This window comes from Cellvibrio sp. KY-GH-1 (genome assembly GCF_008806975.1).
In the GTDB taxonomy this organism is placed as follows: Bacteria; Pseudomonadota; Gammaproteobacteria; order Pseudomonadales; family Cellvibrionaceae; genus Cellvibrio.
Genome location: NZ_CP031728.1, coordinates 972,839 through 984,816, shown reverse-complemented (window position 1 = coordinate 984,816; position 11,978 = coordinate 972,839). Strand labels below are relative to the sequence as shown.

The 11,978-nt window shown below is 47.1% G+C and carries 11 protein-coding genes; 9 read left to right on the top strand and 2 right to left on the bottom strand.

Features of this window, described 5'->3' with window-relative positions; genetic code table 11:
• Positions 1-143 precede the first annotated feature (143 nt).
• Positions 144-425 carry a hypothetical protein gene (locus D0C16_RS04140; protein ID WP_151031139.1) on the top strand — a complete coding sequence of 94 codons (282 nt, stop codon included), beginning with the start codon at positions 144-146 and terminating at the stop codon, positions 423-425.
• Positions 426-516: 91 nt separating this feature from the next.
• Entirely contained in the window at positions 517-1,299 is a 783-nt protein-coding gene (locus D0C16_RS04135; protein WP_151031138.1) for a hypothetical protein, read from the top strand.
• 251 nt (positions 1,300-1,550) lie between these two features.
• Here the strand turns inward: D0C16_RS04135 and D0C16_RS04130 are convergent, their stop codons facing one another.
• Both D0C16_RS04130 and D0C16_RS04125 read right to left on the bottom strand, forming a co-directional pair.
• The gene (locus D0C16_RS04130; RefSeq protein WP_151031137.1) at positions 1,551-3,416 is read right to left on the bottom strand and encodes a DEAD/DEAH box helicase; all 1,866 of its coding nucleotides are present in this window, start codon (positions 3,414-3,416) and stop codon (positions 1,551-1,553) included.
• A 476-nt stretch (positions 3,417-3,892) separates the two neighbouring features.
• Entirely contained in the window at positions 3,893-4,354 is a 462-nt protein-coding gene (locus D0C16_RS04125; RefSeq protein WP_151031136.1) for a YaiI/YqxD family protein, read from the bottom strand.
• A 90-nt stretch (positions 4,355-4,444) separates the two neighbouring features.
• Here D0C16_RS04125 and D0C16_RS04120 point away from each other — a divergent pair, with 90 nt between their 5' ends.
• From D0C16_RS04120 to D0C16_RS04090, 7 genes are read left to right on the top strand one after another with little or no spacing between them, the layout of a single operon-like run.
• Entirely contained in the window at positions 4,445-5,287 is an 843-nt protein-coding gene (locus D0C16_RS04120; protein ID WP_151031135.1) for a 4-alpha-glucanotransferase, read from the top strand.
• A 47-nt stretch (positions 5,288-5,334) separates the two neighbouring features.
• Complete coding sequence (locus D0C16_RS04115; RefSeq protein ID WP_151031134.1) at positions 5,335-5,754, top strand: HIT family protein; 420 nt, start codon at positions 5,335-5,337, stop codon at positions 5,752-5,754.
• 9 nt (positions 5,755-5,763) lie between these two features.
• A complete protein-coding gene (locus D0C16_RS04110; RefSeq protein WP_151031133.1) occupies positions 5,764-6,477 on the top strand; it encodes a hypothetical protein in 714 nt (237 codons plus the stop codon).
• A 54-nt stretch (positions 6,478-6,531) separates the two neighbouring features.
• Entirely contained in the window at positions 6,532-7,563 is a 1,032-nt protein-coding gene (locus D0C16_RS04105) for a hypothetical protein (RefSeq protein WP_225318897.1), read from the top strand.
• The gene (locus tag D0C16_RS04100; protein WP_151031131.1) at positions 7,551-9,062 is read left to right on the top strand and encodes an SPASM domain-containing protein; all 1,512 of its coding nucleotides are present in this window, start codon (positions 7,551-7,553) and stop codon (positions 9,060-9,062) included. The genes D0C16_RS04105 and D0C16_RS04100 overlap by 13 nt, the downstream gene beginning before the upstream one ends.
• The gene (locus tag D0C16_RS04095) at positions 9,053-11,212 is read left to right on the top strand and encodes a glycosyltransferase (RefSeq protein ID WP_151031130.1); all 2,160 of its coding nucleotides are present in this window, start codon (positions 9,053-9,055) and stop codon (positions 11,210-11,212) included. The genes D0C16_RS04100 and D0C16_RS04095 overlap by 10 nt, the downstream gene beginning before the upstream one ends.
• Positions 11,209-11,976, top strand: coding sequence for a class I SAM-dependent methyltransferase (locus D0C16_RS04090; protein ID WP_151031129.1), 768 nt, complete (start codon positions 11,209-11,211; stop codon positions 11,974-11,976). The genes D0C16_RS04095 and D0C16_RS04090 overlap by 4 nt, the downstream gene beginning before the upstream one ends.
• Positions 11,977-11,978 lie beyond the last annotated feature (2 nt).

Here is an 11,978-nt window from a genome sequence, read left to right as displayed (position 1 = left end):
ATCAGGGCGTAATAAATTGCGCCCCTACGGAGAATTATCGTGATCGTAGGGGTTCAATTTATTGAACCCAATAAATTGAACTGTATGAATTGAATCTTATGGGGTAAACCCATAAAAATACCTTTCATCATTAGGGTAAAAATATGTACATATTCTCTGCCAATGGTCGCGCCAAAAGAGCCTTCGACGATATTAAAGAAGGGCAGATGGTTCCTTTTATCGTGTATATCAATTTTAAAGATTTGTTTGGTGCCGAGCACTTGTGCAAGCTCTATTTAATGCGCGCTGGGTTTATGGATATTGATATCGAAAACCGTAAATTGGTCCCGAGTAATTTAACGAGTGATCCTCGCGTAATTGCCGCCGATAAAGCCATGGCCGAGGCAATTAAGGACGGCTATATGATTCAGATGTTTGATGAGTAAAGGCCTTTTATTGTTGCCGCTGAACTTATAGCCAGTCTGTGAGTCTAGATTCAGTCGTTGTTGATTATCCGCTGAATCCGGGCTCACAAGTATGTTGGCTGATCCTCTCTCCTCCAGGGAAGATGATTTTTCCCATTTATATCGTCGCGTTACTAACGTACATCTGCAGGATCCAGATCCTGTTGCTAGCTCATCTTTTCGCTATGTCTTAATTGGTTGTGTAGTTTCTATTCTGTTGCATGCTCTGGTATTTGCATTTTTTTGGAAACAGAATGCGCAGTTGGTTCAGCAACCAGTGTCGCCCCCATTAACCATTCAGTTAACACTAAAAGCACAGGAAGTTATTCCTGCAGAACTACCATCCGCACCTCCCGTGTCGGTAAAGCCTGCGGAAAAGGAGCCGGAAGCGAAGGGGGCTGGTTCTGTGAATAACTCCACTCCGGTGGAACACCCTGAGCCGAATAAATCACAGCCGCCACAATCAGAGCCGGATAAATCGGAGACAAGATTAATCGTCGTTCAGCCTTTAACAATGGATGAGTTGCATGAACTTAGTCAGCAAAGAATTTCCGCGGCAGGCGAGTCGGCAACCGGTATTGCCGCGAATGTCTTTCATCCTGAATTACGCAAACGGTTGCACGAAGAAGCGAATAAGCCCAAGCGGCAACGCGCTGATGCCGGACCAAAAACTTACACAGATCCTTCGGGGGCGACTGTGGTGGATTTGGGAGGTGGAAAATGTTTGCGCTCTTCTGCTCCCAAAATAGGTGAGGCGATAAACTGGTATATGACGTCCTGCGGAGGAAAATCAGAATCCGAGCAAATAATGGAAAGGGTTAATCAGGCGGTAAATGGGAAATTAAAGTTTGAGTGAATAATAAGTAATTCGTATTTGGCAGATTGGTTTTTAACAAAGAAGGCCTAAAAATTAGGGTTCAATAAATTGAACCCCTACAGAAGAATTACCCGTAGGGGCGCAATTTATTGCGCCCTAATAAATGCGCCCTAATTTGTTGTATAAAATTCACACGCTAAAAAATCGCCCTGACATTTTCATGCAGGGCGACAAGGGAGTTTAAGTTGCCTGGTTATTGGCCTGACAACTTAACAAGAAAAGATTCTTGCTTAATCAAACTTCTTTGGGCGATAGCCGGATTTTTTACTGGCATTGTCGCGATCATTAAAGCGCGGTTTGTCGCGGTTGCCATCTCTGTAGCCACCTTCACGTGGGCCACCATCTCTTGGTCCAAAGTCACGCTTTGGTTTGCCGCGACCGGGGAAGTCATCACCGCCACGTGGGCCAGTATCCAAAGATATTTCCAGTGGACGATTGCGCACGCGCACTTTTTTCAGCTTGGCGAGAATGTCTTTTGACATGCCTGCTGGCAGATCAACGGTGGAGAACTCGTCATGCAATTTAATGTGACCGATAAAACGGCTTTCTATACCTGCTTCGTTTGCGATAGCGCCAACGATATCACCAGGGCGTGCCTCGTGGTTGCGGCCCACTTCAATGCGGTAGCGATCCATGTTTTCGTCGTTGCGCTCGCGGCGCGGACGATCTTCACGTGGGCCGCGGTCGCGACCACCATCTCTGCCACCGCGATCGTCACGGTCACGTCCGCCACGGTCATCACGGTCACGACGTTCGTTGCGCTCAGGTTTTATATCCGTAAATTTAACTTGCAGCGGACGCTCACGTTGCAACAGGAAGGCAAGGGCAGAAGCAATTTCTTCGGGTGATACGTCATTTGCATGACTGTATTCAGCCAGCAAATCGTTGAAGAACGACAAATCAGCTTGTTCTTTCAAGGTATCAGTAATTTGTTGGGTGAATTGATCAATACGGTGTTTAGTAACCGTTGCACCGCTGGGCAATTCCATCAACGTAATTGGTTTTTTAGTTGCCTTCTCGATGGTGTAAAGCAAACGCTTTTCACGGGGGGCAACAAAGAGAATTGCTTTACCGCTGCGGCCAGCACGACCGGTACGGCCAATACGATGTACGTAGGCTTCGCTGTCGTAAGGTATGTCGTAGTTAACAACGTGGCTAACACGCTCTACGTCGATACCGCGCGCGGCAACGTCGGTCGCGATAACGATGTCGAGCTTGCCAGTTTTTAAACGGTCAATCGCGCGTTCGCGCAATTGCTGGTTCATGTCGCCGTTCAATGCAGATGCAGAATAACCGCGCGCTTCCAATTTTTCCGCCAATTCAACGGTGGCAGTTTTGGTGCGCACGAAAATAATCATGCCGTCGAATGGCTCAACTTCCAGGATGCGAGTTAATGCGTCCAGTTTGTTGGTGCCGCTCACCATCCAATAAACTTGTTCAATATTGTCGCCGGTAGATTGGGTGCTGGCGATTTTAATTTCTTTCGCATCGCGCAAATAGTTGTCGCACACTTTGCGGATTTCGCGCGGCATGGTGGCGGAGAAAAGTGCAGTCTGACGAGTCGTTGGAGTGTGTTCGAGAATCCACTCAACATCGTCGATAAAGCCCATGCGCAGCATTTCGTCGGCTTCATCAAGTACCAGGCTTTTCAGATTGTTCAGGTTCAAGCTGCCGCGGCGCAGGTGATCCATAACGCGGCCTGGGGTTCCTACTACCACGTGTACGCCACGCTTCAATTGGCGCAACTGGCTGGTCATGTCCTGACCGCCATAAATTGGCAGAACGTGGAAGCCGGGGATGTGTGCGGCATATTTTTGAAAGGCTTCGGCAACTTGGATCGCGAGTTCGCGGGTAGGTGCCAACACCAGGATTTGTGGATCGGCTTGTTTTACATCCAGTTTGGAGAGCAATGGCAGCGCGAAGGCTGCAGTTTTACCGGTACCAGTTTGTGCCATACCCAGAATATCGCCGCCTTCCAGTAATACTGGAATTGCCGCCGCTTGAATTGGGGATGGAACTTCGTAACCCACGGCCTGAATGGCTTTCAATACGGGTTCGGACAGGGATAAATCGGTAAACAAAATAGGTTCAGACATGTAATAACCTGTGTAACTGATGACTAAAAAAATACCAAACCCCAGCCACTACCCGAGCCATTAACGACCAAGTAAGCAATTGTGGTTTTTATTAGTATTTTGACGATGGACTAAGTCCCGCGCGGTGAGGTTCAGGTTAGTGAGTCACCAGTGTGAATCACAAAAATAGGAAGAAACCTGATTAAAAGCACACACCCGCTGCAATCAGCGAGTCCGACTCGCGTAATAGATTGCGCACTTTGGGGCGGGCCGTATTGGTGCCGCTGACCTATCTGGTATAAACCAGTCATCAGCGATGAAACGCAGGGAAACCTTTATGCAGGGAAACTGTTGCGCAAAGGATTAACGGGCAGCCCTCAGACATCCTGTCTGTTCAGCATAGCCCATGATTCGATTTTCACTATCTTGGAGGGCTTACTGAAAGTGCGCGAAGTATAGGGTTTTGTGCGCCGTTAAGCCAGTTATATTTCGGATCGTCAGGAATTGTGGTCTTTATTGCGGGCGAACCAACGGTCCAAGGCATTGGCGAAGCTCTGGCGATCCTGTTGGCTGAACGGCGGTGGGCCGTCATTCAGTACGGCTCCGCTGGCGCGCATGGTCTCCATAAAATCACGCATATTCAGGCGGGCGCCTATGTTATCGCGCGTGTATTCCTGCCCGCGAGGGTTGATTACTGAGGCGCCTTTGGCGAGCGCATCGGCGGCGAGCGGGATGTCGGCGGTAATCACTAAATCACCGGGCTGGAGTGAATCGACAATGTGATTGTCCGCCACATCAAAGCCGCTGCTGACTTGCAGACTTTTAATAAAAGGAGATGCAGGGACGGCGATAAATTGGTTGGCCACCAACGTCAGCAGGGTTTGGCGTTGGTGCGCCGCGCGAAATAAAATTTCTTTGACGGCTTTGGGGCATGCATCACCATCAACCCAAATAGGCATAAGTCTCTCTATGGCAGTAGAATGGCCCACTTCAGTGGTGCTGGCCGGTTGGTGCCAGCGCGCAAATGGCATGGCTACAGGACGCGCATAATGGCAGAAAAACACATTTCCACAACCGCGCTGGCGCGTTTGCTCGGCAAAGAGAGCAAGGAATTGTTTATTTTACTGACCTCCGGTGGCTGGATTGTCAAAGTGGATAATCACTGGCAGCTTACCGAAAAAGGTCGTTTTGAGGGTGGGACCTACGTTAACCACCCCAAGTACGGCGAATATATTGCCTGGCCTGAATCAGTTCAACATCATCCATTATTAAAACTCCTGCCCGAAGCGCCTCTGAGTGCCACTAATCTGGCCCACAAGTGGGATATTCCAGCGCGCCTGGTTAATTTAGTACTGGCTGAAAAAGGGCTGATAAAAAAACATATCCGCGGATGGGTGCTAAGTGCAAAGGGAAAATCATTGGGTGGGCAGCAGCAGGAAGCTGAATCTGGAATTCCGTTTGTAACTTGGCCAGAGACGATCCTCGATGAGCCCGCGTTAATCGCCTCTTTATTACAAGTACAAGGCGATGCCGGGTTGGATGCGCAGCCGGCATTGGATGGTCACCGCGTAAATAATGCGGTACAACGGCGGATTAATAATTGGCTGTATTTAGCGCGTGTAGTTCATGCGCGCGACTACCTATTGATGTGGGAGTCAGACTCGGCAATAGCGGATTTCTATATCCCGGACGTCGAGTTATGCATTGAGTGTTGGGCAGACCAACTTGAGCATGAGCAAAATCGCGCAGCAGTGATCAGCGGTGAGTTGGAAAAGCAGCAACTCTATAAAAAACATAAAGTCGCGTATATCGAGTTTAACAACGAAACAATTCACCAAATCGACGAGATACTTGCGCGCGAATTATTGCGACGTGGGCTCGCGGTCTATTAATTTTTTATTCCAATTACATTGTCAGCAACGACATATAAGGAGTTTTTATGGCAAGCGTATTTACCCTCATTATGGAAGGTAAAATTCCCGGTAACTTTGTGTGGAAAGATGACAAAGCGGTTGCAATTTTAACTATTCAACCTATTCGCCAGGGGCACGTATTGGTAATTCCGCGTGAAGAAATTGATCAGTGGAGCGATTTACCCTTGGAGCTGGCGGCTCACTTGATGCAAGTAAGTCACAAAATTGCCAATGCTTTAAAGGTCGCTTACCCCGCAACTCGCGTAGGTTTAATGATTGCTGGTTTGGAAGTGCCGCATACGCACCTGCATGTCGTGCCTATGGACTCCATGAAAGATTTAAGTTTTGAGTATGCCAAAAACGCCGACGGCGATACGTTAAAACAAACAGCCGAAAAAATTCGCACCACCTTACAAGCGCAAGGTCATCAGGAAGCGCAGGTTTAAACGGATTCCATGAATCTGTTGCTTGCACCCGGCGCGAGCCTGTTTTGGACAAGTAGCGCCATTGCATTCGGCGCAATACTTGCTGCATTACTCACCGCGCCGTGGAAATTATTGCTGGCGGACTCACAGCGTCAACACGTGTTTTATGGGACGATCTTGTGCTTGGCGGTGATTTGGTTATTGCAGGTATCGGTGTGGAGTGCAATTGCCATTCATCCATTAATGATGATTGTAACAACCATGGTGTTTGGTTGGAGTTTTGCGCTGCTGATTGGTGCTGCTGCGCTAGTCGTGTTGGAGGTTTATCAAATACCGATTCACGCGGCCAAGCTGGAGTGGGATATGGCGCTAGCGCAATTTGATTTGCGCACTTTCCCGGTGGATTTTGTGTTGAGCGTGTTGGTTCCCGCCAGCTGGGCCTGGTTGGTGATTTGGTTGGTAAATCGCTGGAAATTTAAAAACCCCTTCACCTATTTTTGGGGGGTAGGCTTTTTTGGCGCAATGCTCAGCTGCTCATTAATTGGTGCCTGCTCCTGGTTGTTGTTTTATGTCACGAATAGCGAAATACAGCTTGAAGCGGTAAGCGAACATTTCTGGATATTTGTGTTGCTAACCTTTCCCGAAGGATTTCTAAATGGGATTCTTGCAACAGTAATGACCGTGCTCTATCCAGAATTGGTGAAAACCTATCGCGACGATTGGTATATAGGAAAAGAAAAATAAGGCAGGAATATGTTTTGCAATACGTTAAAAAATCTGGACGATTTAACCATTTCCTTGCAAGTCACAAAACTCGACGCCTGGCTGTCACTGCCAACTATCATTGATGCTGGTGCCGTGGCGGGTTCTGTAGATCAGTTCAATCGGCCGCTTTATTCGTATCCTGAAATTGCCGGTTATTACCTATCTTACATCGCGTATCTCTTACAGTCCGGCCGGCGTGAAACATCACTCACTGAAAATGCGTTGAAGATTATACGGCATCAGCAAGTGCTTTGGTCTGGGCCTGTAGCGCCGCCGACGCGCAACTATTCTCCCTACGCATTGGAAAGAACCGATTGGCGAAATGAAGGCATGTTCATTTTTGACTTGGCAATGCTGTGGCGTGGTATCACCGATGTTGCGGCAGTGATGGACGTAAATATTTGGGATGCCGCCGAGCTGCGTGGATATATTGGTGATTTTTTTTCTTCCACCGCACTCAGGCCTGTACACTGGTTTGATCGGCGGCCTGAAAATGCTCCTGACCGCTGGTCTACTCGATCCGGCCCTTACCAACTAAAAGTTCTGGCAGCCTTGCGCAGCGCCGCTAAATTTCAGCATGATCAACGTACTCTTGATCAGATAAATGTAGTTTTGCCGGCGATTGTGAATGAGTTTAACCAAGCCAGATTTCACGATCATAATCCGCACAGCATCGCTTATGCGTTAGAAGGGGCGTTATTACTTGGTCGTGATATTGGTATTGATTTTTCGTTAGCTAGGGAGTGGGTTTCGAATGTGGCACAGGCGATATTTTCCGCAGACACATTGAACATCGACTATCGCCGTAGTGATGCGATAGCACAATTGTTAAGGTTGAACTGTTGCGAACCCTATTTCGATCCTGAAATCGCCCATGGGCTTTGTGAATTGTTAGTCTCCACGATACAGCGTGAAGGCAGCATGAGCTTTACGTTACCACCTTGTGGTGCAAATAATAAAAATACCTGGCCGGTGTTGTTTGCTCGGCAGGCATTGGATTTTTATCGGCGAGTCGTCACAGATGGCCAGTCGATTGGGGTAGGAGAGTTTACATGTCTTTATTGAGGAGACTTGTCGGCAAAATTCTTCCGAAGCCTGAAAAAATAGCGGCAGTAACGGATGTTTCTCTGTTAAAAACTCACAGTCTTCCGCAGGAGTATTGGATCGAGCTAACCTCAAAATGCCCGTTCGATTGTGTGTTTTGTTCCCGGTCGGCGTTGAGGGGAAAAGGGGAGCATATGGACTTCTCCCTCTATCAAAGTGTGGTTTCGCAAATGCAGAGCCCCAGTGTGATACGACTGAATTATTCGGGTGAATCCATTCACTACCCTCAGCTGCGAGAAGCTATTGCAACAGCTAAGGCGACCGGTGCACGGGTTGAACTTGTCACTGTATTGAGTTCTGCGAAACCAAAAATGGTTGAAGCGTTAGTGCTGGAAGGTTTGGATAGACTTACAATTTCGATTCACGCGTTAAGCGAAGTTTTGTATCAAGATATTTATGGGCACTCTTCTGTTGGTAGTCTGCGCGAGAATATTGCGCTTTTGCACTCGTTAAAGCAAAAACATGGAAATGCTTTGCCTGTAATCGATTTCGCTTTTGTTGCAATGGAGAAAAACCTGGATCAACTCCCTTCAATCGTGGAACTTGCCGATGAGCTTGGCGTTCAACAAATTGATATTCACCCGGTCATTCGACGCGACAATATTCCTGCCCAGTTCGGTCAGGAATTAATTGCAGGAAATTTGACGATTAGTTTTCGCACGCGCCTCACCCATGTGTTGCAGCGGGTTAGTGAATGTTTTCCGGCGATCGATTTAAATCTGTCCAGCAAGGAATTGCAGGCGAGTTCATGTTTAGGTGAGTTACCAATAGCGTTCACGGGGCATTTGCCTCAGGGGGCAAAGATACATTCCTGTGAACAAAACCCATGGAACACGGTGCATATACTTGCGAATGGCGATGTAGTGGTTTGTGAAGTGCGTGACCAAATTGTGATGGGTAATCTGAAAACAACTGACCTATTTTCAATTTGGCACGGTACTGCCTATCGGGCGTTTCGTATAGATTATAGTAATGGGGTTGATGAAAAATGTCGTACTTGCATTTATAAGGTTGCGTATTTGCCACAGAGTAAATCGTTTGATGTTAAAACGTATTTACATCCCCAAGAGTGCCAGCAGCAACTGTTATTAGGATGGCATCCGGTCGAATTAAATCATGTTTGGTCTTCAAGCTTTTTATCCAGCGCAGTTGTGCTAAAGGCTGAGGATGCGTCGCGTTTGCTATTGTCCGGTATATTGCCGCCTGCGCCGGTAGGGGAGGTTAACAGGCTGCGTGTGAAGGTGGGAGTTGAAGAGGTTTCTGTAGCAAATGCAGGGCGGGAAAATTATCCCTTTCAGTTAAAAATTCCGTTAGGTGGCATAGGTGGCTTAGGTGGCTTAGGTGAAGAAATAATTGTCGTTGAATTTGAAACTACACATGTATTGTCTCCCACACAGCAAGGTAGCGGAAGAGATGCGCGACGATTGGGGTTTGCTTTGACGGAAATAATATGTCGATAAAAACGCGCATTTCGTATGGAATAAGTTATTTCGTCGGATTCACTTTTTATATGCTTTGTCGTTTCACGTCTCGACTGGGGCGCATTACACATGGCGATTCAATGCATTCGCCCGCGTTTAAATGCGAGGGCATTGGGGTATCGGTGATTATTCCTGAGCGAGATAACCCAGCCCTATTAAAAACCTGTGTGGACGCAGTCTTGAACGCGTTAGCCCAAACCGGAGAGCCGTTCCAGCTCATCGTGGTTGCTAATGGGACGCCGGCATCTCAGTATCTTGCTTTGAAAACAGAATATCCCGCCATAGAGTGGGAGCATGAGATTGCGCCTCTGGGTTTTTCCAGCGCTATCAGGCGGGGTTTGAAACGGGCCCGCTATGAATGGGTGTTCTTACTCAATAACGATATGCGAGTGGATCCGGATTGTTTGCAGGCGTTATTTAAATTTCGTTCACCTGATACATTCTCTATTGCCAGCCAAATATTCTTTGAAGACTCGCATCGTCGGCGCGAAGAGACCGGTTTAACCGGCATTCGAATCGAATATGATGACGTGCATTTATTTGATCGTGAACCTGTATCCTCCCAAGTGGTTGAACATTTCTATTCCGGTGGAGGCGCTTCTCTATTCAGGAAAAGCCTGCTGCAGCAATTTATTTGTTTTTCCCATAGTTACGATCCGTTCTATTGGGAGGACGTGGATTGGGGAGTGAGAGCAAATTTAGTGGGATATAAGAATTTGTTTGTTCCATCGGCCAAAGCTTGGCACTTGCATAGAGCAACGGTGGGGCGTTTTTATACTCCTGAACAAGTCCAGCATATTTTTTCACGTAATAAATGGATTTTCTACCTTAGATTTGGGTTGCAGGGCGTCCACTTTTTTTGGTTGGGCCGCCACTTGCGCGATACAGGCTGTACACGTGTATCAGTAATTAAGGATTTGGTTTGTGATACCTTCTCGGCTGGCATTGTGTCTTCGGATTTAAAGCGTACCCGCGTGGCCGAGTGTATTGATTATAGGTTTCCGATTTCCAACCCAAGTTTGCCGTGGTTATTATTGATTGTTCCTTTTGCGGTTTACCCCGCCGCGCATGGCGCTGCAGTACGTCAGCGAAATCTATACCGGCAAATTGCCCAATATTTTAATATCTGGTTAATTTCGGATGAGGCGAGCAGCTATACCGAAGCAATTTTACCGCCTGAAAATCCATTTTCCGTAATTAGCTTATTGAAGTCTCCTCGTATTGAAGCTGGGAACGGCCGTTTGGCGCGTATGAGTAGTCACGCGCGCGGTGAACTATATCAACTGACTAAAAATATAGTTGACCGTATCCAACCTGCGGTTATTCAAGTTGAGCATGAAGAATTATGTGAGTTGGTGAGGCTCCGCCAAGAGCAATCATTTTGGGCGATTACCTTGCACGATGTGAATTTGGGGGTAGGGCCAGACGCGCAGTGCGCCGACGAAAAATTGTTGCAGTCATTGCTGTCTTACGATGCGATTTTCACTTGCAGCCTAGAGGATTCGAGGCTACTCACAGTTCCAAATTACTGCATCGAAAATGGTGTAGACCCACAAAGATTCCACTATTCAGCAGAATCAGTTGGGCAGACGCTGATATTTGTCGGCGCATTTCGCTATTTGCCTAATCGTCAAGGTATTGAAACGTTTATCGATCACCTTTGGCAAAAATTACGTAAGCGCTATCCGCATATTAAGTTGCAAATATTGGCTGGTTTGGATGATTCCGAGGCTTTCATTGCAAACAATCCGCGCTTTCAATTGTCTGGAATTGAGTTTGTTAATAAAACCGATCGAGTGCAAGATTTTCTTCACGGCGCAACTCTAATGGTGAATCCGCTGACCGGTATACGCGGTTCCTGTCTTAAAACTATAGAGGCAATAGCCTGTGGACGAGTCTGTGTGTCTACACGTGACGCCGCGCGCGGGCTAGAGGAATATCAATTCTCCGGATTGAAAGTTGTTGAAAATTGGGAGGAGTTTTTTATGGCAATTTCTTTTTATTTGGATAACGATGTTGTACGCCGTAGGGAAGAGACTCCTGACGATGAAAAGTTACAGCGATTCTTTTGGAATGGTATTGGAGCTCAGCAGTGCGCTGTCTATGACACTAAGGTTAATGCCAGATGAATTCCTCGGTTTCTAAAAACTACGATTTAATCGCCTCAATTTTTGATCACGACATGGCGTTGAATATGCGCTATGACGATATAGGTTTTTATGTAGATCGCATAAACGGAAAGGTGTCTGTACTCGAAGTGGGGTGTGGTACGGGGAGAATCAGTATACCTGTTAGCAGGGTATGTGATCATCTGGTCGGGATTGATATCTCTCTTCCCATGTTGTTTGAGTTAAAGCGAAAGCTTGAAAGCGCTGCGGAAAAAACATCGAATATTCAATTGATAGCAATGAATGCATGTTCAATCGCATTGCAGAAAAAGTTCGATTACATTTTTTTTGGATTTTCCAGCATCAATTATCTAACACAACCCGCGCAGGTCGCGAACTTTTTGTTATCACTAAAGCCTTTATTGAAGGATGGCGGCTGTGTGCTTTTGGATGCGTTTGTTCCTAAAGTTGCCAATGGTTCTACCGATGCCTGGATGGAGGACTATATCCGCGTGATCCCCGGTGGAGGAAAGCTAAAGCGACTTAAATCCATAACGGCGGAAGGGGAGATAAGTTTTGTTCGGCGTCGTTACGAGCGGTATTCGGTAGATGGAAATCTTGAGCAGGTGATTAATACCGAAAGTCGTATACGCCCTTATTCACCTGAGGATTTGTGCAGGTTCTTGCAAGAAGCTGGTTTTGAGTTGCAAGGTACTTGGTGGAACTACGAAGTGCGTGCGCGGGAAGGCGCCGATTTTTTTTCCGTTGAGGCGAGATTGGAATAGTA

Excerpts from the sequence above, each read along its gene's own strand:
- D0C16_RS04140 (WP_151031139.1), top strand. The coding sequence starts at position 144 with ATGTACATATTCTCTGCCAATGGTCGCGCCAAAAGAGCCTTCGACGAT.
- D0C16_RS04135 (WP_151031138.1), top strand. The coding sequence starts at position 517 with ATGTTGGCTGATCCTCTCTCCTCCAGGGAAGATGATTTTTCCCATTTA.
- D0C16_RS04130 (WP_151031137.1), bottom strand. The coding sequence starts at position 3,416 with ATGTCTGAACCTATTTTGTTTACCGATTTATCCCTGTCCGAACCCGTA.
- D0C16_RS04125 (WP_151031136.1), bottom strand. The coding sequence starts at position 4,354 with ATGCCTATTTGGGTTGATGGTGATGCATGCCCCAAAGCCGTCAAAGAA.
- D0C16_RS04120 (WP_151031135.1), top strand. The coding sequence starts at position 4,445 with ATGGCAGAAAAACACATTTCCACAACCGCGCTGGCGCGTTTGCTCGGC.
- D0C16_RS04115 (WP_151031134.1), top strand. The coding sequence starts at position 5,335 with ATGGCAAGCGTATTTACCCTCATTATGGAAGGTAAAATTCCCGGTAAC.
- D0C16_RS04110 (WP_151031133.1), top strand. The coding sequence starts at position 5,764 with ATGAATCTGTTGCTTGCACCCGGCGCGAGCCTGTTTTGGACAAGTAGC.
- D0C16_RS04100 (WP_151031131.1), top strand. The coding sequence starts at position 7,551 with ATGTCTTTATTGAGGAGACTTGTCGGCAAAATTCTTCCGAAGCCTGAA.
- D0C16_RS04095 (WP_151031130.1), top strand. The coding sequence starts at position 9,053 with ATGTCGATAAAAACGCGCATTTCGTATGGAATAAGTTATTTCGTCGGA.
- D0C16_RS04090 (WP_151031129.1), top strand. The coding sequence starts at position 11,209 with ATGAATTCCTCGGTTTCTAAAAACTACGATTTAATCGCCTCAATTTTT.